Source organism: Microbispora sp. NPDC046933, from assembly GCF_040644635.1.
Classification (GTDB): domain Bacteria; phylum Actinomycetota; class Actinomycetes; order Streptosporangiales; family Streptosporangiaceae; genus Microbispora.
In genome coordinates this window covers 184,992-211,951 of record NZ_JBEYWW010000015.1, presented here as the reverse complement: position 1 = coordinate 211,951, position 26,960 = coordinate 184,992, and the positions used below count along the sequence as shown (strand labels likewise).

The window sequence follows — 26,960 nt, the reverse complement described above, 5'->3', positions numbered from 1 at the left end:
AACTCGGGGGGATAGCTCCTCGGCATGCTGACCTCTCTCGGGGTTCAGGCATGCCAGTCAACCAAAGTGACTCCATGAAAGCCGGTGAACATCACCCTGAAGCCAGCATCATCTGCTGGCGGAAGGGAGAATCGCGACACGATGCCAGCCCCGAGGAAGTACCCCCAAGAGCTTCGTGAGCGCGCGGTGCGCATGGTCTTTGAGGTCCGCCGGCAGACCGGCGGCGCCCCGGCGCGATCGCCCGGGTAGCCGACCAGCTCGGCGTTCACCGCGAGGCGCTGCGCGGGTGGGTGCGCATGAACGGCACCCCCGGCTTGCCTTCGGTGATGTCGTCGCGGATACGTTCCACGTCCAGGTAGTACGGCCCCTGCGTCATCTCCTTCGTCAGGGTGCAGACGGAGGGACCGGGCGTTCCGGTGGCCGAAGGCGAGGCCGAGGGCCCGCCACTCCTGGTGGGCCGGGGGCCGCGTGCGCCGTGCCGCCGAGCAGCCCCGACGCGCCCAGGGCGACGCCGGCGGCGGCCACGCCGCCCATTCCCAGCACCTGACGCCGGTCCAGATGGTCCGGTCGGCTTTCCCTCTTACTGGTGTCACTGGATTCTGTCATGCACCGCACGCCAAAAAGGGATCACGATAGCCGATTAATCCTTTCATTAGCGTTTCATGAGCAAGATGGATTTCCCGATCGCAGTTGCAGAGGTCAAGTCGCCTTCGGCGGGAAGCCCGCGTGTACGTGGGCGGATCAGGGCAAAGGCAGGTCCACCCGGCGCCCCACACCGAACTCCCCGGCCTCATCATCCGTGACCATGGCGAAGGCACCGCGGGGCACCCCATTCAGTGTCGCCGCGCGCGAAGCGATATTCAGAAGCGTGTCTTCATCCGCACCCGCGATGAAGAAGACATACACGTCCCCGAACTCCTCGCCGTCGTCGAAGACCTCCGCCTTCCCTTGCTCCTCTACCTCGAACAGAAACTCGTCGATCTCGTCGATCCACGGGAAGGCATAGGTGGTCTCCGAAAGTGTCTCGGTCTCATGCAGCGGAACGTGAATCTCCACAACCAGATTGGCCATGGTCCAATGGTGCCGCAAAGATCAAGGAGCTGGCCTCGCCCACCCGGCCGCGCGATGGGCGGGTTGGCGGAAATAGGGTGCTTGCATGGAGTATCGACGACTTGGCACCACCGGTATGAAGGTCAGCAGGATCTGCCTGGGCATGATGAGCTACGGCGAGCCGGCCAAATGGGGCGGCTGGGTCCTGGACGAGGAGCAGGCCGAGCCCATCGTGCGCAAGGCGGCCGAGGGCGGCGTGACCTTCTTCGACACCGCCGACGTCTACTCGGGCGGCGTCAGCGAGGAGGTCACCGGACGGCTGCTGCGCAAGATCTTCCCCCGGCGCGAGGACTACGTGCTGGCCACCAAGGTCTACTTCCCGATGGGCGAGGGCCGCAATGACTACGGCCTGTCCCGCAAGCACGTCATGTCGGCCATCGACGCCTCGCTCGCCCGCCTCGGCACCGACTACATCGACCTGTACCAGATCCACCGCTGGGACGACGAGACGCCGATCGAGGAGACCATGGAGGCCCTCCACGACATCGTCAGGGCCGGCAAGGCCCGCTACATCGGCGCCTCCAGCATGTGGGCGTGGCAGTTCGCCAAGGCCCAGCACACCGCGGACAAGCACGGCTGGACCCGGTTCGTCTCCATGCAGAACCACTACAACCTGCTGCACCGCGAGGAGGAGCGGGAGATGATCCCGCAGTGCCTCGACCAGGGAGTGGGGCTCATCCCGTGGAGCCCGCTCGCGCGCGGCCTGCTCGCCCGCGCGGGCAAGCCCGCCGACACCGTACGGCAGGTCGGCGACGGCGCCAGGCAGGAGCAGCTGTACGGCGGGCCCGCCGACGAGGCGATCCTTGAGCGGGTGGCGCGCACCGCCGAGGAGCGGGGCGTCTCCCCCGCGACCCTCTCCCTCGCGTGGCTGCTCAGCCGCCCGGGCGTGACCGCTCCGATCGTCGGCGCGACCAAGGAGCGCCACGTGGACGACGCGCTCGCCGCGGTCGAGCTGAAGCTCACCGAGGAGGAGATCGCTTTCCTGGCGGAGCCGTACCAGGCCCGGCCGCAGCAGTTCTAGGGCGGAGCGATCGCGACCACGGGTCGGCGGCTCCTCGGCGTCAGCGGTCGGTGGTACGGCGGCGCCGGGCGCGGCGCGGATAGGCCTTGGCGGTCTCGGCCAGCCGCGCCGCGTGCTCGGCCTGCTTGCGCCAGTGCCCGTAGGCGTCGCCGCGCTGCGCGAGCCGGTCCAGCTCACGCATCGTGGCCAGCGGGATGAACGCGGGCTCGGCGTCCCGCCACGGCGTGCCGGGCAGCGGCATGAACGTGTGGGTGTGGATGCGCGCCCCGAGATCGGCGAGGTCGGCGGCGAGCCGCAGGGACGCGTCCTGGTCCTCCGGCGATTCGCCGGGCAGCCCGAAGATGAAGTCGACGTTCGGGCGGAAGCCGTGTTCCACGGCGATCCGCACGGCGTCGCGGACCGGCCCGCTGCTGTGCCCGCGACCGGCCGCGGCCAGCACGCGATCGGAGCCCGACTGCGCTCCGATGATGATGTTGTCGTTCGCCACGTAGCGCTTGAGCAGCCGCATCGCCTCCGGCGTCACGTGCTCGGGACGGATCTCGGAGGGGAAGCTGCCGAAGAACACCCGTCCGTTCGCGGGCAGTTCCTCTTTCACGCCCGCCAGCAGCTCCTCGACGGCGTCCAGCGCGGGCTCCGGCCCCTGCGTGCCGTACGAGAGGGAGGTGGGGGTGATGAAGCGGACGTCGCGCGGGCCGTGGGCGGCCATCCGGCGGACGTGCTCACGCACGCTGTCCACGCCGCGGTGCCGGAATTTGCCGCCGAACATGAAGGGCGTCTGGCAGAAGCGGCACGTGTAGGAGCAGCCCCTCGTGATCTCGATGGGCCCGAAGTGGCGGCGCCGGTCGGGAAAGGACGGGAAGGCGTCCAGCGGCAGCTGCGGGGCCGGCGGCGTGCGCAGCGCCATGCCGTCGCCGTCGCGCACCGCCAGCCCTGGCACGGTGGTGAGCGGCCGGTCCGCGCGCAGCGCCTCGACCAGGGCGACGATCGTCGGCTCGCCCTCGCCTATCGCGGCGAGATCCCAGCCGGCGTCGATGACCTGCTGCGGCTCGGCGGTGGCGTGCACCCCGCCGGCGATGTGCAGGACACGGGGGTCGTCGGCGAGGGCCCGTACGGCGGCCAGCTCGGCGGCCATCGCCTCGGCGTCGGGCGAGTAGAACGACCAGAGGACCAGGACGCGGTCCGCGGGGCTGGCCGCGATGTGCTCCGCGGTCTCCTCGGGGGTGGTCCCGAGCCGCAGGTCGCACTCGGCCTTCGCGGTCTCCAGCGCCCCGAGCAGCGCGTTCACGCCGTACGTCACGGCCTTGCGGTAGCGGACCACCACGGACACATCCACGCTCACCCTGGCAGGGTAGTGCCACCGCCCGCCTCCCCTTAATCCGTTGCCCGCCAGGGGCAACGGGCGGCAGGCTGAACGGATGCTGATCCGACGGGAGAACCCCGCAGACGTCGAGGCCGTCCGCGCGGTCGTCGCCGCCGCCTTCGCGCCCTACGAGGCGGCCCGCCATCCCGACCGGCCGGACGGGCTGCCGGTCGAGGTGACGTTGCTCGACGAGCTGCGCACCGACCCCGGCTGGCTGCCGGAGCTGTCGCTCGTCGCACCGGCGCCGGACGGCGGGATCGCGGGTCACGTCGTCTGCACGAGGGCCCACGTGGGGACGGTCCCCGCGCTGGGACTCGGCCCGCTGGCCGTGCACCCCGCCCACCAGCGGCGGGGCGTGGGCTCGGCGCTCGTGCACGCCGTGCTCGGGGCGGCCGAGGCGCTCGGCGAGCCGCTGGTCGCGCTGGTCGGCAGCCCCGCCTATTACGCGCGCTTCGGCTTCGAGCGCTCCGAGACGTACGGCGTGACGGCGCCGGACCCTGGGTGGGGCGAGTTCTTCCAGGTCCGGGTGTTCGAGCGACCGGTCCCGCCGCCGCGCGGGCTTTTCGCCTACGCGAAGCCCTTTTCCGGGGTTGACGGCGGTTGATCGGTATGTCATTCAGCTCCGTGTGAAGAAGATCCTGACGTGGCTCGTCCTCGTCGTCATGGTGACCGGCTGCCAGAGCACCGCCGAGTCCGCGACGCCGCCCACCGTCCGATCCCCGGCCACGGTCGTCTCGCAGGAGGCCGTGGACGGGCGCACGGACAGGCTCGTGATCGACTCCCCGGCCACGGGCGGGCCGCGCTCGGTGTGGGTGCTGAGGCCCGCGGCCTGGAAGCCGGGCTCCACCGGCTGGCGCGCGCTGTACCTGCTGCACGGCTGCTGCGCCAGCGGCGGCTGGGACTGGCTCGAGACGGGCGAGGTGGCCCGGCTCACCGCCGGCCTCGACGCGGTCGTCATCGTTCCCGAGGGCGGCTCGATGGGCTGGTACGCCGACTGGCGTGACGGCCCCGCCTGGGAGACGTTCCACATGACCGAGGTGCCCCGCCTGGTCGAGCCGCGTTACGGCGTCGGCACGCGCCGCGCGATCGCCGGTTTCTCCATGGGCGGCCACGGCGCGTTCGACTACGCGGCCCGGCATCCGGGCGTGTTCGAGGCCGCGGCGTCGTTCTCCGGGGTGCTCGACACCCGCGCCGACGCCGCCGGATTCCGGTCGTTCATGGCGGACAACGGCGTGGACACCGAGGACCTGTGGGGCGACCCGAGCGCCTGGCCGGAGCACAATCCCGCCGACCTGGCCGGGCGGCTGAAGGACGTGCGCCTCTACGTGTCCTCCGGCGACGGAGAGCCCGGTCCCCTGGACCGGGGCGGCGGGCGGACCGATGCCACCGAGGCCGCGATCATGCGACAGAACCTGAACTTCGCCAGGGCCGCGAAGAAGGCCGGGGTGAAGGTGACGACGGATTTCTACGGAAACGGCACCCACACCTGGCCGTACTGGATCCGTTCGTTCGAACGCGCGCTGCCGCTTCTCCTACCCTGAGAGGCATGGGACGGGCCAATGACGAGGCAGCCGCGGCGCTGCAGGAGTATGCCGAGCTTTTCGCGCTGAACGGCGGGGACGCCTTCCGCGTGCGCAGCTACCAGAAGGCGGCCAAGGCCATCGCGGGGTTTCCCGATGATCTCGGCGGGGAGATCGACGTGCGGTCGATCCCGGGCGTGGGCGAGGCGATCGCGAAGAAGGTCGAGGAGTTCCTGGAGCGCGGCAGCTTCCGGCAGCTCGACGACCTGCGCGGCCGGGTGCCCGAGGGGGTGCGCAGGCTGACCCGGATTCCCTCGCTCGGCCCGAAGAAGGCGGTGTTCCTGTTCCAGGAGCTCGGCATCGACTCCCCCGCCGCGCTGGCCGACGCGATCCGGGCCGGCCGTCTGAAGGGCCTGCGCGGCTTCGGCGCCAAGACGGAGGACAACCTGCTCAGGGGCATCGAGCACATGGAGCGGTCGGGCGACCGGGTCCACCTCGGCGTCGCGGCCGACCTGGCCGAGCGGGTCATCGCCTCGCTGCCCGCCGACCGGATCGCTTTCGCCGGGTCGCTGCGCCGGATGAGCGAGACGATCGGCGACATCGACGTCCTCGCCGTCGGCGACCCCGGCCTGATGGAGCTGTTCGCGCGGCAGCCGTACGTCACCGAGGTCGTCGCCAAGGGCGAGCGGAAGACCTCGGTGCGGACCGACCGCGGCCTGCAGGTCGACCTGCGGCTCGTCCCCGCCGAGTCGTGGGGCGCGGCCATGATCTACTTCACCGGCAGCAAGGAGCACAACGTCCGCATCCGGGAGATGGCGGTCAGGAAGGGCTGGAAGCTGTCGGAGTACGGCCTGTTCGACGGCGACCGCCTCATCGCGTCGGAGACCGAGGAGGAGATCTACCAGGCGCTCGGCATGCAGTGGGTGCCTCCCACGCTGCGCGAGGACGGCGGCGAGGTGGAGGCCGCGCTGCGGGGTGAGCTGCCGCGCCTGGTGGAGCTGCACGACCTGCGGGGCGACCTGCACACCCACACCGACCTCACCGACGGGATCGCCTCACTGGAGGACATGGCCGCCGCCGCCGCGATGCGCGGCTACTCCTACTACGCCGTGACCGACCACGCGCCCGACCTGGTCATGCAGCGGATGACCCTCGACAAGGCCCTCGCCCAGCGCGCCCGCATCGCCGAGTTGCAGGCGAGTTACCCGGACATGCGGCTGCTGCACGGCAGCGAGCTGAACATCGCCCCGGACGGCGAGGTGGACTGGCCGGCCGAGGTGCTGGCCGAGTTCGACGTCTGCGTGGCGTCGGTGCACTCGCACTTCACCCAGTCGCGGGAGGAGATGACCCGCCGTTTCATCGCGGCGTGCGAGAACCCGCACGTCCACGTCATCGGCCACCCCACGACGCGGAAGATCGGCAAGCGGCCGCCGGTGGACGCCGACTGGGACGCGGTGTTCCGCGCCGCCGCCAGGACCGGCACGATCATGGAGATCGACTCCTATCCCGACCGGTCCGACCTGCCCTCCGACCTGGTACGGCTCGCGCGCCACCACGGCGTGAAGTTCTCCATCGACAGCGACTCCCACGCCGTCCCGCATCTGGCCCACCAGAGGTTCGGCGTGGGCATCGCGCAGCGGGCCTGGCTCACCCCGGACGACGTGGTGAACACCTGGCCTCTCGACCGCCTGCTGAGGCACCTGCGCGGCTCGTAGACGGCGGCCGGGGCGCGGAACCGGAGACGTCCCCGTCGGCACCCCGCCTGTCAGGCGGGAAGACCGGCCGCGGTGGTCAGCAGGGGGAGAAGCCGTTCTCCCTGGCGCTTGATCTCCGGCAGATAGGGGGTGTCGGAGAGCACGAAGTGGGTGACGCCGAGGGCTTCGTACTTGCGCAGCGACTTCGCCACGTCCTCGGCCGAGCCGACCAGCCATGTGGTGCCGGCGCCGCCCCCGCCGAACCTGCCGGGCGTGGTGTAGAGGTTGTCGTCGAGCACCTCGCCCCGCGCGGCGAGCTCAAGCAGTCGCTGCTGGCCGACGGCGGCGTGCCGGTTCGGGTCGCGGGAGATGGCGCCCTTCGCCATCTCCGCGACCTTGGCTTCGGCGTCGGCCCAGGCCTGTTCGGTGGTGTCCCGCACCAGCGTGGTGACACGCAGCCCGAACTCCAGCGGAGGGTGCTCGCGCCCGAGCTTCTCGCCGAGCCGCCTGAGCCGCGCGATCCGCTCGGCGACGCCGTCGAGCGGCTCGCCCCAGAAGAGCTGCACGTCGGCCTCGGTGGCGGCCACCCTCTCCGCGGCCTCGGAGGCGCCGCCGAAGTAGAGCCGGGGGTTCCTGCGTTCGCCCCGGACGACCGGGCGCGGCACCACGGTGGAGCCGGTGACGCTGAAGTGATCGCCGTGGTAGGTGACGTTCTCCTCGGTCCACAGCCGGCGCACGATCCGCATGAACTCCCTGGTGCGGGCGTAGCGGTGGGCCTGGTCGCCCTCGCTGTCACCGTACGCCGCCAGATTGTCCTTGCCCGAAACGACGTTGACCATCACCCGCCCCCCGGTGAGATGGTCCAGGGTCGCGGCGGCGGAGGCGAAGTTGGCCGGATGCCAGTAGCCCGGCCGGATCGCGATCAGCGGCTGGAAAGTCGTCGTCCGCGCGGCCAGCGCGGCGGCGACCGTGAAGGTGTCGGGACGCCCCCAGCCGGTGCCGATGAGCGCCCCGCTCCACCCATGCTCCTCCAGGGTTCTGGCATGGCTGGTGAGGCTCTCCAGACTGTTGTGGTTCTCGACGACGTCGTCGCCGCGGTGCCCGGGCTGGATCTGGTTGGGGATGTACCAGAGGAACTGGAGGCTCATCGGCGGGTCTTCCTGTCCGTTTCGGTCGGCGACGCGGGGGATTGGGGTCTGTGACTCACATCACTATTAAAACCCACTCTTCATGTAGGTAAAGTGTAGTTCGTGATCGGGTTGCTGCGGCACTCCAGACGCGAGATCGACTTCGCGTTCTTCGCCGGCGCGCTGTGTCAGCGCTGACGGGCTCTCTCGCCGTTCTCGGGTAAGTGCCCGCGTCGGCGGCGAGGCCGCACGTCGTCATGGCCCCGAGCCATCCGCACCCGCGCACCGGGACGGTGCGCGTCCCCCTCCCTCTCCCCCGTGCCGCCTGTCGCGTGCCCTACGAGCACAAGGAACGTTCATGTCCGACCTTCGCAGTGCGATCGAACTCGCCACCCCGAGGCGCAGGAGGTGGCCCTGGGTGGCCGGCGCCGTCGCCGTCGGCGTCCTCCTGGTCGCCGCGAGCGGGTTCGCCCTCACCCGCGGTGACCGCTCCACCGGCGAGGCCGCAGCCGCCGCCGCACCCGTCCGCGGCGGGACGCTGCAGTTCGCCCTCATCGACTACCAACGCAGCCCGGACCCGCAGTGGGGCACCAACTACGCCGAGTCGCTCATCGGCAACAACGTCACCGACAAGCTGACCTGGCAGGACCCGGACACCGGTGAGATCACCCCGTGGCTCGCGCAGTCGTGGGAGTACACCAAGGACCTCACCGAGTTCACCTTCCACCTGCGCGAGGACGTCACCTTCAGCGACGGCAGCCCGTTCGACTCCCAAGTGGTCAAGGCCAACTTCGACCAGTACGTGCACGGCGACGAGAAGCTGGGGATCAACCCCAACGGCGCCGTCCTGCTGCCCGGCTACATCGAGACGCTGACCCCGGATCCGTACACCGCCGTCGTCCGCTTCAGGAAACCGCTCGCGAGCTTCCTGCAGGCCTCATCCTTCACCGCCAACGCGCAGCCCGGCTTCCTGTCGTTGTCGACGCTGAAGCTCAGCGCGGAGGAGCGGACGGACCCGAAGAAGGTGATCGGCACCGGTCCCTTCGTGTACGAGTCGTGGCAGCCGCAGGTCAAGACCGTCCTCGTCAGGCGCAAGGGCTACAACTGGTCGCCGCCGGCGCTCAGGCACAAGGGCGAGGCCTACCTCGACAGGATCGTGTTCAACACGATCCCGGAAGCGAGCGTCCGGACCGGCTCGCTCACGTCCGGCGCCGTCGACGCCACGCTCGACGTGGGCACCACGGACGAGAAGCCCCTGGCCGACCAGGGCTTCAGGATCATCCACAGGGGCGTCTCCGGCACCGCCATCTTCTTCAACTTCAACTCCCAGCTGTTCCCGACCGACGACATCGCGGTACGCAGGGCGATCCAGCTCGGCTGGAACCGTGAGGCGATCAAGAAGACCGTGCTCACCGACTCCTACTCCGTCGCGACGTCCGTCCTCGCCCCGTCGGTCCCCGGATACGCGGACTACAGCGGCTCGGTGCTCAGGTACGACCCCGAGAAGGCCAGGCGCCTCCTCGACGAGGCCGGCTGGAAGGAGGGCCCGGACGGCATCCGGGTCAAGGACGGCGAGAAGCTCGTGGTCAAGCTGCTCGGCATCAGCAACCTGGTGGTGAACAAGCCGGCGTACGAGTCGATCCAGCAGGACCTGAAGAAGATCGGCATCGACCTGCGGCTCACCGTCGTCCCGATCCCGGACTACACGGCCAACGTGGCCAAGGCGAAGACCGACTGGAACATCACCGCGGCCAACCGCTCGCGCAACGACCCCGCGGTCCTCAACCTCCAGTACGGCCCGGCACTCGGCAACGGCTCGTTCGTCACGAAGGACTCTCCCGGGATCGACGTGGACGAGGTCGCGAAGACCCTGGGCAAGCTGGAGCTCACCCTCGACCCGGCCACGCGCAAGCAGTACGCCAAGGCGGCGCAGGACCTCCTGCTGGAGAAGTACGCGCTGGTGAACCCGGTCTACAACCCATCGCAGGTGATCGCCCACGCGGACCACGTCCACGGGATCATCTTCGACGCCCAGTCCCGCAACCACTTCGTGGACACCTGGAAGAGCAACGGGAAGTGACGGCCGGCGGTCGCCTCGCCCGCGTGCCCGGCGACCGCCCGCCCGCTCTCGTGGAAGGAACGTCGTGCTGCGCTACCTCGCGCTGAAGATCGGCCGGGCCCTGTTCGTGGTCTGGGCCGCGTTCACCCTCACCTTCGTCCTGCTGTTCGTGCTGCCGGCCGACCCGGTGGACCTGCTCTTCGACCCCGCCGAGATCAACACCGTGCCACCGGAGGTCCGCGAGCAGATGGCGGCGAACTACGGCTTCGACAGGCCGGTGCTCCTGCAGTACCTGGCCCGGCTGGGACACGCGCTGACCGGAGACTTCGGCACCTCGGTGCAGTCGGGGCGGCCGGTCGTCGCCACGATCCTCGACGTGCTGCCGAGCACCCTCGTCCTCGCGGCCGGCGCCCTCGCACTGGCGCTGCTCATCGCCTTCGTGATCGCGCTCGCCGCCACCTCGGCCCGCCGTGCGTGGGTGCGGAACCTCGTCGAGGCGCTGCCGTCGGGCGCGGTCTCGGTGCCGGTCTTCCTCTCCGGTGTCCTGATGCTGCAGGTCTTCTCGTTCCGGCTCGGCTGGTTCCCGGCCTTCGGCGACAGGGGCGTGGAGAGCCTCGTCCTACCGCTGATCACACTGGCCATCCCGGTGTCCGGTCCGATCGCGCAACTCCTCGTCCGCAGCTTCGCGACCGAGTTCCGCTCCGGCTACGTCACGACGAGCTGGGCGAAGGGGGCCACCCGCGGCGGCATCGTCGTCCGCGACGTCTTCCGCAACGCCAGCCTGCCGGCGCTCACCATCGCCGGCATCACCTTCGGCAACCTGATCGCCGGCTCGGTCATCACCGAGACCGTCTTCGCCCGCCAGGGCGTCGGCCGGATGACGCAGGCCGCGATCAACACGCTGGACGTCCCGCTCGTGCAGGGGATCGTCGTGCTCGTGGCGGCCGGCTTCGCGCTGATCAACCTCATCGTCGACCTGATCTACCCGCTGCTGGACCCGCGGCTGCGGGCCACGCTCGCCGTCGGCTGAGCCGGGCGGCGGCGTGAGGAGGATGTGATGACCGTCGAACTCGACGCGTTCGCGGCGGGCCGCCGGCCCGGCTTCGCCCGCCCGCTCGCCAGGCACCTCGGCGGGCTCGCACGGCAGCCGATCCTCGTGGCCTCGTGGATCATCGTGCTGGTCGTGATCGGCTGGGCGATCGTGCCCGGCCTGTTCACCTCGTACGGCCCCTACGACGGCGACGCCGCCGCGAGTTTCGTGCCGCCGAGCGCGGAGCACTGGTTCGGCACCGACCGGCTGGGCCGCGACCTGTTCGCCCGCAGCGTGTACGGCGCGCAGACCACCCTGACCGCGACCCTGCTGGCCGTCCTCATCGCCTTCGGCGTCGGCACGCTCGTGGGGCTTGTCGCCGGCTTCGCCGGGGGGATCGTGGACACCGTCGTCATGCGGGTGGTCGACGTGTTCCTGGCGATCCCCAGCCTGCTGCTCGCGATGGTGGTGGTCTCGGTCCTCGGCTACTCCACGCAGAACATCGCCCTGGCGGTCGGCATCTCCTCCATCGCGTCGTTCGCGCGGGTGATGAGAGCCCAGGTGCTCGCGGTCGTGACCCAGGACTACGTCAGGGCGGCGTACGGCCTCGGTGTCGGCCGGTTGGGCGTGATGCTGCGGCACGTGGTGCCCAACTCGCTCAGCTCGGTGATCGCGCTGGCGGCGCTGGAGATCGGAACGGCCGTGCTCGCCGTCGCCTCGCTCGGCTTCCTCGGCTACGGCGCGCCCCCGCCGCAGCCGGAGTGGGGCCTGCTGGTGGCCGAGGGCCGCGACTATGTGGCGGTCCACCCCTGGGCCTCGATCATGCCGGGCGTGGCGCTCGCGATCGTCGTCATCGCCACCCACCGCATCAGCACCTCCTACCGGAAGGACCACCGCCGATGACCGACCCACACGAGGAGAGGCAGGACCCGCTGCTGCGGATCACCGGCCTCGTGATCGACTACCGGACGGGACGGCGCCGGTGGACGCCCGCCGTACGCGGCGCCGGCCTGCACGTCGGGCCGGGCGAGTTCGTCTCGCTCGTCGGGGAGTCCGGCTCGGGTAAGAGCACCCTGGTTCAGGGCGCGCTCGGCCTGCTTCCGGAATCCGCGCGGATCCGGGCTGGTTCGATCGCCTACTCCGGCGTCGACGTCACGGGGTGGAACGACCGGCGGATGGCGTTGGTGCGGGGCAACTACGTGGGCTTCATCCCCCAGGACCCCAACACGTCGCTGAACCCGGTCAAGAAGATCGGACGGCAGGTGGTCGAGGCGGTCCGGTTCAACGAGCCCGAAGCCCGCGACGCCGCGCGGCACAGACAGGCCGCGCTGGAGAGCCTGCGGACGGCCGGTCTCAAGGACGCGGAGCGGGTGTTCCACCAGTATCCCCACGAGCTCAGCGGCGGCATGAAGCAGCGTGCGCTCATCGCGATCGCGCTGGCAGGCAAGCCGAAGATCATCGTGGCCGACGAGCCCACCAGCGCGCTCGACGTCACCGTCCAGAAGGTCATCCTCGATCACCTCGTGCGGCTGCGCGAGGAGCTCGGCATCGGCATCCTCCTGGTCACCCATGACCTCGGCGTCGCGCTCGACCGCTCGGACCGGATCCTGGTCATGCGCGACGGCGAGATCGTGGAGGAGGGCCCGGTCCGGCAGGTGCTGGAGAACACGGCCGGCGACTACACCCGCCGGCTGCTCGACGCGGCGCCCGCCCGGCATGCCGGGCGGCTGGAGCCGACGTCGGGCGCCCGCCAGGTCCCCGCCTCCGCGCCCGAGGTGCTGCGGGCACGGGAGCTCACCAAGACCTACCGCCTGCGCGGCCGGGGCCACAGGCGTGAGCTGCGGGCGCTGGACGGCGTCGATCTCGTGGTGCGCGAGGGCACCACGCACGCGATCGTCGGCGAGTCCGGCGCGGGCAAGTCGACGCTGGCGAGCATCCTGGCCCGTTTCACCTCCCCCGACCACGGCACGGTGCACCTCGGCGACCGGGAGCTGACCGGCCTGTCCCGCAGGCGGCTGCGGGAGGTCCGCCGGGAACTGCAGTTCGTGTTCCAGAACCCGTTCACCTCCCTCGACCCGCGGTTCACGGTGAGCGAGATCGTCGCCGAGCCGCTGCGCGCCTTCGGTCTTGTGCCGGGCAGGCGGGAGCGGACGGCCCGGGTGACCGAGCTGCTGAAGGCGGTGGCGCTGGACGAGAGCCACCTGCACCGGCTGCCGAGCCAGCTCTCCGGAGGTCAGCGGCAGCGGGTCGCGATCGCCCGGGCGCTGGCGCTCAATCCCCGGATCCTGGTGCTCGACGAGGCGGTGAGCGCGCTGGACGTGTCGGTCCAGGCCCAGATCCTGCAGCTGCTGGTCGACCTGCAGGCCGAGTACGGCCTCAGCTACGTGTTCGTGACCCATGACCTCGGCGTCGTACGCCTGATCGCCGACGACGTCTCGGTGATGAAGGACGGCGCCGTGATCGAGACCGGCCCGGTCGAGCGGGTGTTCCGCTCACCGCGGCACGAGTACACCCGGGAACTGCTGGAGGCGATCCCGGGGATCCGGCTCACCGTCGCCGGCGCACGCTAAGGAGATCGTTCGTGTCACGCCGACTGCACCTCAACGTCAACATCCTCAACGCGGGCGTCTTCGGCGGCTCGTGGCGGTTCCCCGGCACCGACGGCACCGCGAGCTACACGATCGAGCACTACACCTCGATCGCGAAGAAGGCCGAGGAGGCCAAGCTCGACGCGGTCTTCCTGGCGGACGGCCCGTCGCTCGACCCCCAGATCAGGCACCGTACGGCCAACAACCTGGAGCCCACGACGGTGCTGGCGCGGATCGCCGCGCAGACCGAGCGGATCGGCCTGATCGGGACGCTGTCGTCGTCCTACAACGACCCCGTCGAGCTGGCGCGCCGCCTCGGCGACCTTGACCACGTCAGCGGCGGCCGCTTCGGCTGGAACGTGGTGACCACGGCGGGGGCGGTGGCGGCGCGCAACTTCGGCCGGGACGGTGAGCCGGGCCACGCGTTGCGCTACCGCCGCGCCGCCGAGTTCACCGAGCAGGTCGTCGCCGCCTGGGCGGGCCGGACTGGGCTCGTCTCCCCGCAGGGCCGACCGGTCGTGGTGCAGGCCGGCGGCTCCGCCGACGGCCGCCGGCTCGCCTCACGGGTCGGTGAGGTGATTTTCTCCGCCGACCAGGATCTCGACCACGCCCGCGCGTTCCGCGCCGAGATCCGCGACGGCGCGGTCGCGTTCGGACGGCGTCCGGAGGACGTCGTGGTCCTCCCCGGGCTGTCCACCGTCGTGGGCAGCACCGAGGCCGAGGCCAGGGCCCGGCGTGAGCTGCTGGACGAGATCCTCCCCGGCGAGTACGCCCGCAAGCGGCTCGCCGGCCAGCTCGGCGTCTCCCTCGACGGGCTGTCCGACGACGAGCCGATCCCGGCCGAGCTGCTCGTCGATCCCGACGAGGCCGGTGGCTCGCAGACCTTCTACCGCGTCGTCAAGACGATCATCGACACGGAGAAGCCGACGCTCGGCCGGCTGCTGAAGAAGCTCTCCGGCGGCGGTGGTCACCGGATCCTCGTGGGGACGCCTGAGCAGATCGCCGACGACATCGAGAGGTGGTTCCGCGCGGGCGCGGCGGACGGCTTCAACGTGATGCCCGACGTGCTTCCGTCCGGCTTCGACGACTTCGCCGACCACGTGGTTCCCGAGCTGCGGCGTCGTGGCCTGTTCCGCACCGACTACGAGGGGACGACCCTCCGCGACCACCTCGGGCTCGGCCTCCCCGCCGCCGGGCCGTACGAGCGCCGTCCCCTGGAGGCGGCCCTGTGAGCGGCCCGCGACGACCTGTCCCGCAACCGAAAGTGATCTTTCCATGAGCACAGTCATCCAGCTCGCTCTCGCGGTCGGGGAACCGGCCGCCCGGCCGGCCGAAGGCCCGGCGCCGGTGCCGCTCGCCGACGCCGTCGTCGTCGCGGCCGCGGCCGAGGAGGCCGGGATCACCGCGATCCGGCTGCTCGACGGCGTGACCGCGGGCCACGTCCTCGACCCGACCGTGGTGGCCGCCTACCTCGCCGGCCTCCACGACGGCGTCGGCTACGTCGCCGAGGTCCCGACGACGCACAACGCGCCGTACAACGCCGCACGCCGCCTGCTCTCCCTCGACCGGGCGACCGGCGGCCGGGCCGGTGTCGCGCTGCGGGCGGGCGGGGGCGACGAGGTGAGCCGGGCCACGGCCCCGGACCCTGGCGCCGCCGACCCCGTCAGGCGCTGGACGGAATACGCCCACGTGCTCACCCGGCTGTGGGAGTCCTTCCCGCGCGCGGCGCTGATCGGCGACCAGGAGGCCGGCGTCGTCGTCGACGACGCGCTCATCAGGCCGATCGACCACGAGGGTGCCTTCTACCGGGTCGCCGGCCCGCTGGACGGGCCCTCGTCGGCGCAGGGACGCCCGGTCGTCGTCGCGGACCTCGGCGCCCTCGACGTGACGGCGGTCGCGGAGTCCGCGGACGTCGTGGTGGTGGACCGGGAGCACGCCGCCGGCGCGGACGCCGCGCTGACGGAGACGCTGCGGCGCGCCGGCCGTTCCCGGGGGGAGGTCGCGCTGCTCGGCCGGGTCGAGGTCGCCCTGGACGACCCGGCGACCGTCCCGGCGGCCGCCGCGGCTCTCGGCGACGAGCTCCGCGCCTGGGCCGGCGAGCACCGGCTGGACGGGTTCGAACTGGTGCCCACCGGCGGCACCGACGCGGTGGTCACCGCGATCCGGGCGTTGACGCCACGGCTGACGGGCGCCGCCGGCTCGCCGTCTCCCACCCCGCGCCCGCTCACCCTAAGGGCCGCGCTGGGCCTGCCCGAACTCGCGGCGGGATCCCCCTGCCGCGCCGACTACACCGTAGACGGCATCCGCGCCGCCGTCGCCCCGATCCTGCGGCGCCTGCGCGCGGGCGCACGCGAGCGCGAGCTCACCCGCCAGTACGCGTTCGACGACGTCCGGGCGCTCGCCGCCGAGCGGATCACGCTGATCGGCATCGCCAAGGAGGACGGCGGCGCCGGCGGCTCGGTGCGTGACGTGGCCGACCTGGTCATCGCCATCGCCCGCGCCGACTCCAACGTCGCCCAGGCGCTGCGCAGCAGCTTCCTCACCGCCAATCAGGTGGCGAGCCGGCGTGACCTGCCCAACCGGGCGGTGACCCTGCGGCGGCTGCGCGACGGCGACCTTTTCGCCGGCACCGCCAACGAGCGCACCGGCGGCGCCAACGGGTCGGTCAACACCACCATCCGGCGTGACGGCGACGGATACGTCATCGACGGCGAGAAGTACTACTCGACGGGCGGGCTGTACGCCTCCTGGTTCTCCGGGCTGGCCAAGGACGAGGACGGGACGGTGCTGGGCTTCACCGTGCCGGTGGACCGCGAGGGCGTGGAGCGGCTCGACGACTTCGACGCGGTCGGCCAGCGGCTGACCGCGAGCGGCACCACCCTGCTGGTGAACGTGCGGGCCCGCGAGGACGAGGTCGTGGCCCGCGACAACAGCCTGCTGGACAACCCGTGGCTGGGCTCGTTCGCCCAGCTCTACCTGGCGGCGGTCGAGGCGGGCATCGCCGCCGCGGCGCTCGACGACGCGATCTGGTTCGTCCGGGAGAAGGCCCGGCCGATCAAGCACAGCACGGCGGCCGAAAGCGTCGACGACCCGTACGTGCGCCAGACCGTGGGCGAGATCGCCGCCCGGGCCCAGGCAGCCCGTTCGGCGGTGCTGTTGGCCGCCGAAGCGGTGGAGAGCCTGCGCGGCCTCACCGGTTCCCGGGCGCGTGCGGCCGGCGCGGAGGCCGCGGTCACCGTGGCGCAGACCGGTGTGATCGCCATCGAGTCCGCGCTGCGGGCCGCCGAGATGCTGTTCGACGTCGCGGGCGGCTCGATCACCAACCGCGACCTCGGCTTCGACCGGCACTGGCGCAACGCCCGCACGGTCGCCAACCACAACCCCCGCCAGTGGAAGGCCGCCGTGGCGGGCGCCTACCACCTGACCGGCGAGGACCCGCCGACGAGCGGGCTCTTCTGAAACCGAAAGGAAACCATGACCAGCAAGGTCAACCGGACGCTCGGCCGCACCGGCGTCCTGATCAGCCCGCTCACGCTCGGCACGATGAACTTCGGCCGGTGGCAGGAGGAGGGCGAGAGCGTCAGGATCATCCGGGCCGCCCTCGACGCCGGTGTCACGGCCGTCGACACCGCCGACGTCTACGCCCAGGGCGCGTCGGAGGAGATCGTCGGCAAGGCGATCAAGGGCCGCCGCGACGAGGTCTTCCTGGCCACCAAGTTCCACGGACAGATCGGGGACGAACCCCGGCGCGCCGGCAACTCGCGCCGCTGGGTCGTCCGCGCCGTGGAGGACAGCCTGCGCCGGCTCGGCACCGACCACATCGACCTCTACCAGGCGCACCGGCCCGACCCCCGGACCGACCTGCTGGAGACGCTGCGGACGCTCGACGACCTGGTCCGCCAAGGCAAGATCCTCTACTACGGCACCTCGGTCTTCCCCGCGCACCAGCTCGTGGAGGCACAGTGGCTCGCCGACAGGCACGGGCTCGTCGCCCCGCACACCGAGCAGCTGCCGTACTCCCTGCTCGTCCGCACCGCCGAACGGGAGGTCTTCCCCGTCGCGCGGAAGTACGGCGTCGGCGTCCTCGGTTACGGCCCGCTGGCTGCCGGCTGGCTGTCCGGGAAGTACCGCGTCGGCGGCGAGCAGCCGGAGTCGGCGCGCGCCGACCTCATCCCCGGCCGGTTCGACGTCACCCTCGAACGCAACCAGCGCAAGCTGGCCGCGGCCGACGCGCTGGCCCGGCTCGCGGAGGACAACGGTCTCACGCTTGTCGACCTGGCCCTGGCGTTCGCGCTCAACCACCCGGCGGTCAGCAGCGTGATCATCGGCCCGCGCACGATCGAGCACCTGGACTCCTACCTCAAAGCGGTCACCGTCGAGCTGAGCGAGGACATCCTCGACCGCATCGACGAGATCGTCGACCCGGGCACCCACTTCGTCGAGCGCGACACCGGCCGTGACACCCCGTCCCTCCAGCCGGCCGCGCTCCGCCGCAACCCCACGACCACCCATTGAGGAAGAGCGACCACCATGAGCTACGGCGCTTACGACAAGACCTACGCGGCGGCCGAGGACCGCTACGAGAAGCTGGAGTATCGGCGTGCCGGGAACTCCGGCCTCGACCTGCCGGCCGTCTCGTTCGGCCTGTGGCAGAACTTCGGCACCGACCACCCGTACGAGACGCAGCGCGAGATCGTGCTGCACGCCTTCGACCTGGGCGTCACCCACTTCGACAACGCCGACAGGTACGGCCCGCCGCACCGAGCCGCGCAGCGGTTCTTCGGGACGGTGCTCAGGCGGGACCTCGCCCCGTACCGGGACGAGCTGATCCTGTCGACCAAGGCCGGCAACCCGATCGGCCCCGGTCCCCACCTCAAGGGCGGCTCACGCAAGTCGCTGCTCACCTCCCTGGAGCACAGCCTGCGCGACCTGGGCACCGACTACGTCGACATCTTCTACAGCCACAGCCCCGACCTGACGACGCCGCTGGAGGAGACCGTCGGCGCCCTCGTCAGCGCCGTGCAGCAGGGCAAGGCGCTCTACGCCGGCATCTCCAACTACGCTCCGGAGCGGGCCCACGAGGCGGCCGGGCTGCTGCGCCAGGCGGGGGTGCCGCTGCTGGTCCACCAGCCGCGCTACTCGATCTTCGATCGCCGGCCCGAGCTCAACGGCCTGCTCAAGCTGGCCGCGGAGGACGGGTTCGGCCTGGTCGTCTACTCGCCGCTGGCGCAGGGGCTGCTCACGGACAAGTATCTCGCCGGCATCCCGGCCGGCGCGCGAGCCGGGAACAGCGCGTTCCTGTCGCCCGACGTGATCGATGACACCTACCGGCGGCGGGCCGGCGAACTCAACCGGATCGCCGAGGGGCGCGGCCAGTCGCTCGCGCAGCTGGCGCTGCAGTGGGTGCTGCGGCAGCCGCAGGTGACCTCGGCGCTCATCGGAGCCAGCTCGACGGCGCAGCTGGACCACAACCTCAAGGCGCTCGACTTCCCGCCGCTGACGGAGGAGGAGCTGGCGCTGATCGACGAGCACGGCGTGCACGGAACCGGACTGAGGCTCTGACATGACCGACCTCACCACGACGACAGGGGCCGGTGTCGAGGACGGCCGGCCCTTCCGCCTGGGCTTCCTGCTGCACCTCGACGGCGACCTGCCGCCGGGCCTGGCCTACCGGCAGGCGATCGACCTGTTCGTGGCCGCGGAGGAGCTGGGCTACGACTCGGGATGGGTCATCCACCGGCACTTCCGGCAGGGCAACGAGCACGTCTCCGCGCCACTCGTCGTGCTCGCCGCGATCGCCGAGCGCACCACGCGGATCCGGCTGGGCACCGGCGTGCTGGTACTCCCGCTGGAGGACCCCCTCAAGACCGCGGAGGACGCGGCGACCCTCGACGAGCTCAGCGGCGGTCGTCTGGAGCTGGGGGTGGGTTCTGGTCCCTTCCCCGGGGCCTGGGAGGCGTTCGGGAAGGACCTGGCCGACAGGCACCGGCTCTTCGACGCCTCCGTGGCGCGGCTCCACGAGGTGCTGGATGGGGTGCCGCTCAACAGCCTCGGCGAAGTGCTCCACCCGCCCGCGGCCGGTCTGCGGCGGCGGCTGTGGCAGGCCACCACCAGTGACCCGGAACGGGCTCACGCGGCGGCGGCCGCCGTCGGCCGCGCCGGTGACGGGCTGCAACTCTCCCGCGCCACCGCCTGGCGTGGCGGCACCGTACGCGAGGCGCAGCGGCAGCAGGCCGAGTGGATCGCGGCCTACCGCGCGGCCCACGAGGCGGCCTGGCCCGAGCCCGGCAGGGAGCCCCGGGTGCAGGTCTCCCGGGCCGTCTACCCCCACCCCGACCGGGCGAAGGCCGTGCGCCTGGTCACCCCCGGCGTCCGCCGCTGGCAGAGCTGGCTGTCCTCCCGGCGCGAGGTCGCGAATCTCAGCGTCGAGGAGTACCTGGAGGCCGACCGCGCTCTGCTCGGCCCGCCGGAGGCGCTCGCCGCCGAGCTGGCCGCCGATCCGGCGTTGCGGCTGATCACCGACCTGCTGGTGAGCTTCGTCCCCGGCGTGCCCGAGTTCGACGAACACCTCCGGCTGCTCGCCGCCGGCGCGCGCGAGCTGGCGCCCCTGCTCGGCTGGCGTCCCGCGCGGCAACCCGTCACGGTGCCGGGCGGAACGCGATGACCGGATTCCATCTCACCCTGTCGCTGATGACGCCCGGACACTTCCGGCACGCCTGGCGGCTGCCGCACGCCGACCCGCTGGCCTACGTGGACATCGACCACTTCCAGCGGCTGGCGCGGATCGCCGAGGAGGCGAAGATCGACGCGGTCTTCCTCGGCGACGCCCCCGCGCTGGGCGGCGAAATCGAGGAGGCGCCCGGCGCCGGCCTCGATCCGCTCGTGCTGCTGGGCAACCTGGCGGCGATCACCACGAACCTCGGCGTGATCGCCACCAGCTCGACGACGTACAACTCGCCGTACAACCTGGCCCGGCGGTTCCAGGCGCTCGACCACGTCACCAAGGGCCGCGCGGCCGTCAACGTCGTCACCACCGGCACATCCGGCGCGGCGGCGAACTTCGGTCTGGCCGAACACCCCGGGAAGGAGACGCGTTATCGCCGGGCGCACGAGTTCCTCGAGGTGGTGACCCGGCTGTGGGACGGCTGGGAGCCGGATGCGATCATCGCGGACAAGGAGAGCGGGCGGTACGCCGACCCCTCCCGCATCCACAGGATCGACCACGAGGGCGAGTTCTTCTCGGTGGCCGGGCCTCTCCCGGTCGGGGCCGGACCGCAGGGACGGCCGGTCATCGTCCAGGCGGGCGGCTCCGAAGGCGGGCTCGCCCTGGCCGGCCGGTTCGCCGACGTCGTGTTCACCGTGGCGCGGACCCGGGCCAAGGCGGTCGCGTTCCGCGACGGCATCCGGCGGCGCGCGGTCGCGGCCGGCCGCCACCCTGGCGACGTGAAGGTCTCCCTCGGCGTGGTGGTGCTCGTCGCGGCCACCGAGGAGGAGGCCCGGCGCCGGGAACGCGAGCTGTACGCGACGCTGCCGATCGAGCGGCTCACACAGGTGCTCCTGCGCAACCTGGGCCTGCCGGAGGGCAGCTTCGGTCCGGACGACCCGATCACCGTCGGCGACCTCCCCGCCTCCGTCCCCGACGGCGCCTTCTCCGCGGGCTTCAGCGCGTCCACGCGGGCACTGCTCGCGGAGGGCGCGCGCACTCCCCGTGAGCTGGTCCAGGGCAGCGCCGGCGGGTCCGGGCACCGGCTGCTCGCAGGCTCGGCCGAGCAGGTCGCCGACGACCTGCAGTCGTGGTTCGAGGCGGGGACGGCGGACGGTTTCACGGTCATGCCGGCCGACACCGCCGTCGACCTGGAAAACTTCGCCACGCTGGTGGTGCCGATCCTGCAGGAGCGCGGCCTCTTCCCGAAGGAGTACACCCATCCCACGCTCCGTGGCCGCTTGGGGCTGCGTCGGCCGGTGACGGACGACGTTCCGGCCTGAGGGCGGCGCACGCCGGTCCGGGGGCCCGGGTCTCGCCGCCGACGTCCGGATCGACCAGCATGGCGGTGGCGGACCCGTCGTCGTGGGCGGCGACGACCGGAAGCGTAATCCCGGCGGGGACGCGCCACAGCAGCTGCGCGCCCGTCCCTACCGCGCCGCACCAGTCGGGCCAGCCGAAGAAGTCCGTTCCTGCGACGAGCAGCCAGTCGCCGCGGAGCCGTGGGAAGAGCCTGCGCAGTCGCCGTCCGAGAACAGCGCCATCCCCATGGCGAAGTAGACCATGAGGCACGGCGGCAGCTTGCCGTCCGACCTCCGGGCCTGCCGCCCCGTCTCCAGCGGCGCCCGGTCGACGGCCTCCCGGGGGATGGACGCCGCCACGACCACGATCGACAGCCAGTCCGGGAGCCGCCCGTCCGCGTCACGCCTCATATGCGGACTGTGGAACACGGACGCCGGCCCTCACCCCGCGGATGGACGGCGGCGCCTTCCCCGCCACCTGGGCCGGGGCCGACCCGCCTCACAGGCCACGCATCACAGGTCGCCGCATCACAGGTCGCCGCATCACAGGTCACTGAGGATCGTGCGCAGCATGGTCACGGTGTCGCGGGCGGACTCGGCCTGCACGCTGAGGTCGTTCATCACGGCGGTGTAGTCGTCCACGTCCTCCTGCTTGTCGAGGTACAACGCGCTGCTGAGCTGTTCGAGGTAGACGACGTCGGGCAGGTCGGGCTCGGCGAACCGCAGGATGGTGAAGGGGCCGCCCACGGCGGGGTGACCGCCGGCCCGGAAGGGCAGGATCTGCAGGGTGACGTTCGGACGCGCGGCGGCCTCGACCAGGTGCTCGATCTGGCGGCGCTGCACGGCCCGGCCGCCCAGGGGACGGCGCAGCGCCGACTCGTCCACCACCGACCACAGCCGGGGCCCGTCGCCCTGGTCCAGGAGCCGCTGACGCCGCATGCGCAGGCCGACACGGCGGTCCACGTCGGCCTCCGGCGCCCCGCGATGCCGCAGCCGGATCGCCGCGCGCGCGTAGTCCTCGGTCTGCAACAGGCTGTGCACGAACTGGACCTCGTACGTACGGATGGTGGCCGCCGCCTCCTCCAGCCCGACGTAGACCTCGAACCATCCGGGCAGCAGGTCGTTGTACTGGTGCCACCAGCCGGGGGTGCCGGCCTGCTCGGCGAGCGCCAGCATCGTCTCCCGTTCCCCGCTGTCGACGACGCCGTACAGGGTGAGCAGGTCGGCCACGTCGCGCCGTTTGAAGGGGGTGCGGCCCAGCTCCAGCCGGCAGATCTTCGAGGTGGAGGCGCGGATGGCGTTCCCGGCCTGGTCGCGGCTGATGTCCCTGGCCTCGCGGAGCCTGCGCAGCTGGGCGCCGAGCATCATGCGCACCACCGTCGGCCCGCCCCTCGGCTGGACCGGCTGTCCGTCCGGAGATGTCGCAGCCTCCGGTCGAGCCGAGATCATCCCTGTCCTCCCCGATACGGGTCTTTCCGGTGCCGGCCGTACGCTGCCGGTGACGGGATGCTAGCGGCCCAACGGGGTCCGTAATCGCGTTTTCAGCCCGGCCGATGCGGTTGCGTGCCGGAGCTTGATCGGAAAGGATGAGCGCGACGCGCGATCCGCCAGCGACAGCGGAGATCACGGACGCGGGTGCGGTCGTCTCTCCGTTCCGACTGATCCGAGGCCCCCATGAGTGACACTCCCCTCGACACTCCTCCAGCCGACGACCCCGACGTCCGCAGGATCGACAGCAGCGTGCCGCACTCGGCTCGCGTCTGGAACTACTTCCTGGGCGGCAAGGACCACTATCCCGTCGACAGAGAGGCGGGAGAACGGATCCGGGCCGTCTTCCCCGGGATGGTCGACATCGCCCGCCAGTCCCGGCAGATGCTCGTGCGCACCGTCGGACACCTCGCCGGCGAGGCGGGAATCCGCCAGTTCCTCGACATCGGCACGGGCCTGCCCACCGTCGACAACACCCACGAGGTCGCCCAGCGACTGGCCCCGGCGTCCCGGATCGTCTACGTCGACAACGACCCCCTGGTGCTGGTGCACGCCCAGGCGCTGCTGACCAGCACGCCCGAGGGGGCCACCGACTACATCGAGGCCGACGTGCGCGACCCCGGCCACATCCTGCGGGAGGCGGCCAGGACGCTCGACTTCGAGCGGCCGACCGCGCTCATGCTGATGGGCATCCTCGGTCTGGTGGCCGACTACGACGAGGCGCGGGAGATCGTGCGCCGGCTGCTGACGGCCCTGCCCTCCGGCAGTTATCTCGCGCTCTACGACGGCTCCGACACCGACCCGGCGTACGTCGAGGCGCTGGGCCGCTACAACGCGGGCAGCGGCGCCACCCCCTACACGCCGCGAAGCCCCGAGCAGATCGCGGGCTACTTCACCGGCCTGGAACTGCTCGAACCCGGCATCGTCTCGGTGTCGCGATGGCGGTCGGAGGACAACCCGTGGGGCGAGCCCCGCGAGGTGGCCTGCTTCGGGGGCGTCGCACGCAAGCCCTGACCCACCGGCTCCCGGGTCTCGGCCCGGGAATCCGCGCGTGATCGCATTACCATTCGCCCGGTTTCCGTCGGCGGGCCGGGATCTCCAAGAGCCTGCCGACAAAGGGTTCGGTCGCTGGAGCCGTGGCCGGGAGCGATGCCCATAACCGCGATTCAGACGGTCCGGAGAACTGGAAACGGCCGCTCTTTTTACAGCGGCAAAGTGCCGGATCAGCCATTTCGCCGGGCAAACCTAAAAAAGATCTCGGCAGACATCGCTTCGCGCGAGCGCCTCTCACCGGCAAGGAGTGGCCGACTGCGGCCAGTCGGAAACTTGCCGTAAACGGCCTATTTACATCTATTCGCCGACCGGTCACCATATGACCGTGGCCACACCCGCCTCGTTGATCAGCGGCTGCCGCTGAAAAGGTCGCCGAGGTTGTCGAACAATGCGATTTGGTATCCACTCGCGCCGGCACACGAGGAGAGGGCGTCCCCGGGTAACGCAATCACAGGAATTTCGCACGGCCAGCGATCCCAAATTGGTTGTGGCATAACGCCATGCCAGAAGGAATGACACCGTGAGAATGACGCGAAGATTACAGGCCGCCGTGTGCGTGGTGGTGGCCGGTGCAATGCTGGCGGCCGGGGTAGGGACGGCGGCCGCCGCGCCCGGGGTCACCCCGGCGAACGTGACGCTGAACCTGGCCCCGGGCGAATCGAAGACGATCGCCAAGACCGTGTCCACTCCGGCGATCCCCCCCAAGCCAGATATCACGTTCCTGATCGACACAACAGGGAGCATGGGCGGGGTCATCTCGAACGTGCAGACCAATGCGAACACCATCCTGTCCAACGTCGCGTCGGCGCAGCCGGACGCGCAGTTCGCGGTCGCCGAGTACAGGGACGTGTCGTGGGACGCGACGCCGTTCCGGGTGGCGCAGAACCTGACCGCCAACCAGACCGACGTCGCCAACGGTCTCAACTCGCTGGTCGCGACGGGCGGCGGCGACTACCCCGAGGACGGCGTCAACGGTCTGTTCCAGGTCGCGTCCGGGGCGGTCGCCTTTCGGCCGAACAGCTCTCGGATCGTGTTGCTGATCGGGGACGCCCCCAGCCATGACCCCAGCAACGGCCATACGCTGGCCGATGCGATCAGCGCCCTGCAGGCAGCCGACATCACCGTGCTCGCGTTCGACCTGTCCGGGCTGAACTCGACCGGGCAAGCGACCGCGATCACCAACGCCACGGGTGGACAGGTGTTCTCCGGCATCAACGCCTCGGAGGTCAGCGACACCATCCTGGCGGCCCTGCACAACCTGCCGGTCACGGTCACCCACCAGCTGCGCGACTGCGACCCGAACCTGTCGGTGTCCCTGACGCCGGGCAGCCGGACGGTGACCAGCGGCGATGACGCCACCTTCACCGAGACCGTCTCCGTCGGGGCCGGAGCCGTACCGGGAAGCACCCTCACCTGCAAGGTGGACTTCCTGCTCAACGGCGTCCTGTCACCAGGCTTCACTGAAACGATCACCGAACACGTCCCGAAGGTGACCCCGTCGATCGCCACGACGCCATCGGGCCAGGTGCCCGCGGGTGGGAACGTCTCTGATACGGCGACCCTGTCCGGCGGGTACCACCCGACGGGCACCGTCACGTTCCAGCTGTTCGGGCCTGGTGACACCGACTGTGCGACGCCCATCGCGACTCGTACCGGGACGGTGTCGGGCAGCGGCACCGCCGCGTCCGGCAATATCGCCGCGGGTGGGGTGGGTACCTACCGGTGGGTGGCCTCCTACAGCGGCGATGACGCCAACAACCCGGTCACCTCCGAGTGTGGCGACGAACAGGTCGTGGTCGTCAAGGCCACACCGGGCATCGCCACCACACCATCGGGATCCGTGCCGGCCGGTGGCGTCGTGTCCGACACCGCCACCGTCTCCGGCGGGTTCCACCCCACCGGCACCGTCACATTCACGCTGTATGGCCCCGGCGACACCACCTGCGCGACGCCCATCGCCACCCGCAGCGACACGCTGTCCGGCAGCGGCACCGCCGCGTCCGGCAACGTGACCATCGGCGCGGCCGGCACCTACCGGTGGACCGCCACCTACAGCGGCGACGCCAACAACAACTCCGTCACCTCACCGTGCAGCGACGAACAAGTCACCGTCACGCCGCAGCGGCTGACCGGACGGGCCTACGGCCTGACCGCCGACGCCTCCCTGGCCGGCATCCAACTGGTCAACATCGCACGCACCCCCGACACCGGCCCCGTCTCCACCACCTCGACCGGCACCACCTCGGTGCCCTGCACCGCAACCCTCAGCGGACTGATCAGCGCGCACGCCCTGTGCGCCCAGGTCGCCACCACCGAATTCCCCGGCAAATCCGTGGCCACCGCCTCCATCGACGACACCACCATCGGGATCACGGGAATCCCGGTGATCACCCTCAAGACCATCAAGTCCAGCTCCACCACCACCTGCGCCGGATCCACCGGAACCACCACGATCGCCTTCCTCAAGGTCGGCAACACGGTGGTCATCGCAGAACCCACCAATATCCAACCGAACACCACGGTCAACGTCGGCGTCGTCAAGCTCGTCCTCAACGAGCAGACCTCGTTCACCACCCCCGACAAGGGCCTGACCGTCAACGCCGTCCACGTCACCGTCGACGCCCTCGGCCTGGCCAAGACCAACGTCGTCCTGGCCTCCTCCGAAAGCGATATCGGCAACTGCCCCTGACCCAACCCACCTGAACCGATCAACGCCAAGGCCGGGCGGAACACCGTAGCTCCGCCCGGCCTCGGCCGGGCCTCAGGCACCTTGGGGTCGCACACCCGAGCGCCCCGCGGCCTCGGCGAACACGGACGTCCAGACCCGGATATGGGGCGATACCGTGCCGCTCGCGTCCGGCTCGGGGCCGCTCCCCGCCCGGGACGCCGATCGTCTCGGGGAAGTC

General features: G+C 71.1%; 21 protein-coding genes. 16 read left to right on the top strand and 5 right to left on the bottom strand.

Going from position 1 to position 26,960, the window contains the following annotated elements:
- Positions 1 to 741: 741 nt before the first annotated feature.
- Positions 742 to 1,071, bottom strand: a complete 330-nt coding sequence (locus ABZ857_RS21740) for a hypothetical protein (protein WP_357045550.1) — start codon at positions 1,069 to 1,071, stop codon at positions 742 to 744.
- Between the two features lie 85 nt (positions 1,072 to 1,156).
- On the opposite strand from ABZ857_RS21740, the gene ABZ857_RS21735 reads away from it, so the two are divergent.
- Positions 1,157 to 2,131 (top strand): aldo/keto reductase, encoded by a 975-nt coding sequence (locus tag ABZ857_RS21735; RefSeq protein WP_357045548.1) that lies wholly within the window; start codon positions 1,157 to 1,159, stop codon positions 2,129 to 2,131.
- A gap of 40 nt (positions 2,132 to 2,171) precedes the next feature.
- On the opposite strand, the gene ABZ857_RS21730 is transcribed toward ABZ857_RS21735, so the two are convergent.
- The gene (locus ABZ857_RS21730; protein WP_357045546.1) at positions 2,172 to 3,470 is read right to left on the bottom strand and encodes a TIGR04013 family B12-binding domain/radical SAM domain-containing protein; all 1,299 of its coding nucleotides are present in this window, start codon (positions 3,468 to 3,470) and stop codon (positions 2,172 to 2,174) included.
- 76 nt (positions 3,471 to 3,546) lie between these two features.
- On the opposite strand from ABZ857_RS21730, the gene ABZ857_RS21725 reads away from it, so the two are divergent.
- Genes ABZ857_RS21725 through polX form a run of 3 tightly spaced genes read left to right on the top strand, consistent with a single transcriptional unit; the run spans position 3,547 to position 6,726 of the window.
- Positions 3,547 to 4,095, top strand: a complete 549-nt coding sequence (locus ABZ857_RS21725) for an N-acetyltransferase (RefSeq protein WP_357045544.1) — start codon at positions 3,547 to 3,549, stop codon at positions 4,093 to 4,095.
- A 22-nt stretch (positions 4,096 to 4,117) separates the two neighbouring features.
- Positions 4,118 to 5,032, top strand: coding sequence for an alpha/beta hydrolase family protein (locus ABZ857_RS21720; protein ID WP_357045542.1), 915 nt, complete (start codon positions 4,118 to 4,120; stop codon positions 5,030 to 5,032).
- Between the two features lie 5 nt (positions 5,033 to 5,037).
- Entirely contained in the window at positions 5,038 to 6,726 is a 1,689-nt protein-coding gene (polX, locus tag ABZ857_RS21715; protein WP_357045540.1) for a DNA polymerase/3'-5' exonuclease PolX, read from the top strand.
- A 50-nt stretch (positions 6,727 to 6,776) separates the two neighbouring features.
- Here polX and ABZ857_RS21710 read toward each other — a convergent pair whose 3' ends face one another.
- Positions 6,777 to 7,853 carry an LLM class flavin-dependent oxidoreductase gene (locus ABZ857_RS21710; protein WP_357045538.1) on the bottom strand — a complete coding sequence of 359 codons (1,077 nt, stop codon included), beginning with the start codon at positions 7,851 to 7,853 and terminating at the stop codon, positions 6,777 to 6,779.
- A gap of 337 nt (positions 7,854 to 8,190) precedes the next feature.
- Between ABZ857_RS21710 and ABZ857_RS21705 the strand changes: the two genes are divergently transcribed.
- The 10 genes from ABZ857_RS21705 (at position 8,191) to ABZ857_RS21660 (ending at position 21,495) form a co-directional block, all read left to right on the top strand.
- Positions 8,191 to 9,912, top strand: a complete 1,722-nt coding sequence (locus tag ABZ857_RS21705) for an ABC transporter substrate-binding protein (protein WP_357045536.1) — start codon at positions 8,191 to 8,193, stop codon at positions 9,910 to 9,912.
- A gap of 64 nt (positions 9,913 to 9,976) precedes the next feature.
- Positions 9,977 to 10,921: an ABC transporter permease gene (locus tag ABZ857_RS21700; RefSeq protein ID WP_357045534.1), complete on the top strand. Its 945-nt coding sequence runs from the start codon at positions 9,977 to 9,979 to the stop codon at positions 10,919 to 10,921.
- A gap of 27 nt (positions 10,922 to 10,948) precedes the next feature.
- On the top strand, positions 10,949 to 11,824 hold the full coding sequence (locus tag ABZ857_RS21695) for an ABC transporter permease (RefSeq protein ID WP_357045532.1): 876 nt from the start codon (positions 10,949 to 10,951) through the stop codon (positions 11,822 to 11,824).
- Positions 11,821 to 13,491: an ABC transporter ATP-binding protein gene (locus ABZ857_RS21690; RefSeq protein WP_357045530.1), complete on the top strand. Its 1,671-nt coding sequence runs from the start codon at positions 11,821 to 11,823 to the stop codon at positions 13,489 to 13,491. The genes ABZ857_RS21695 and ABZ857_RS21690 overlap by 4 nt, the downstream gene beginning before the upstream one ends.
- Positions 13,492 to 13,502: 11 nt before the next feature.
- Entirely contained in the window at positions 13,503 to 14,741 is a 1,239-nt protein-coding gene (locus tag ABZ857_RS21685) for an LLM class flavin-dependent oxidoreductase (protein WP_357045528.1), read from the top strand.
- A gap of 43 nt (positions 14,742 to 14,784) precedes the next feature.
- Entirely contained in the window at positions 14,785 to 16,968 is a 2,184-nt protein-coding gene (locus tag ABZ857_RS21680; protein ID WP_357045526.1) for an LLM class flavin-dependent oxidoreductase, read from the top strand.
- 15 nt (positions 16,969 to 16,983) lie between these two features.
- Complete coding sequence (locus ABZ857_RS21675; protein ID WP_357045524.1) at positions 16,984 to 18,024, top strand: aldo/keto reductase; 1,041 nt, start codon at positions 16,984 to 16,986, stop codon at positions 18,022 to 18,024.
- 15 nt (positions 18,025 to 18,039) lie between these two features.
- A complete protein-coding gene (locus tag ABZ857_RS21670) occupies positions 18,040 to 19,071 on the top strand; it encodes an aldo/keto reductase (RefSeq protein WP_357045522.1) in 1,032 nt (343 codons plus the stop codon).
- 1 nt (position 19,072) lies between these two features.
- Positions 19,073 to 20,173 (top strand): LLM class flavin-dependent oxidoreductase, encoded by a 1,101-nt coding sequence (locus ABZ857_RS21665; protein ID WP_357045521.1) that lies wholly within the window; start codon positions 19,073 to 19,075, stop codon positions 20,171 to 20,173.
- A complete protein-coding gene (locus ABZ857_RS21660; RefSeq protein WP_357045519.1) occupies positions 20,170 to 21,495 on the top strand; it encodes an NtaA/DmoA family FMN-dependent monooxygenase in 1,326 nt (441 codons plus the stop codon). The genes ABZ857_RS21665 and ABZ857_RS21660 overlap by 4 nt, the downstream gene beginning before the upstream one ends.
- A gap of 147 nt (positions 21,496 to 21,642) precedes the next feature.
- On the opposite strand, the gene ABZ857_RS21655 is transcribed toward ABZ857_RS21660, so the two are convergent.
- Positions 21,643 to 21,924 carry a transposase domain-containing protein gene (locus ABZ857_RS21655; RefSeq protein WP_357045516.1) on the bottom strand — a complete coding sequence of 94 codons (282 nt, stop codon included), beginning with the start codon at positions 21,922 to 21,924 and terminating at the stop codon, positions 21,643 to 21,645.
- A 132-nt stretch (positions 21,925 to 22,056) separates the two neighbouring features.
- Positions 22,057 to 22,962 (bottom strand): helix-turn-helix transcriptional regulator, encoded by a 906-nt coding sequence (locus ABZ857_RS21650; protein WP_357045514.1) that lies wholly within the window; start codon positions 22,960 to 22,962, stop codon positions 22,057 to 22,059.
- Positions 22,963 to 23,187: 225 nt separating this feature from the next.
- Between ABZ857_RS21650 and ABZ857_RS21645 the strand changes: the two genes are divergently transcribed.
- A complete protein-coding gene (locus tag ABZ857_RS21645; protein ID WP_357045512.1) occupies positions 23,188 to 24,015 on the top strand; it encodes an SAM-dependent methyltransferase in 828 nt (275 codons plus the stop codon).
- Positions 24,016 to 24,580: 565 nt separating this feature from the next.
- On the top strand, positions 24,581 to 26,743 hold the full coding sequence (locus tag ABZ857_RS21640; protein WP_357045561.1) for a choice-of-anchor P family protein: 2,163 nt from the start codon (positions 24,581 to 24,583) through the stop codon (positions 26,741 to 26,743).
- Positions 26,744 to 26,960 lie beyond the last annotated feature (217 nt).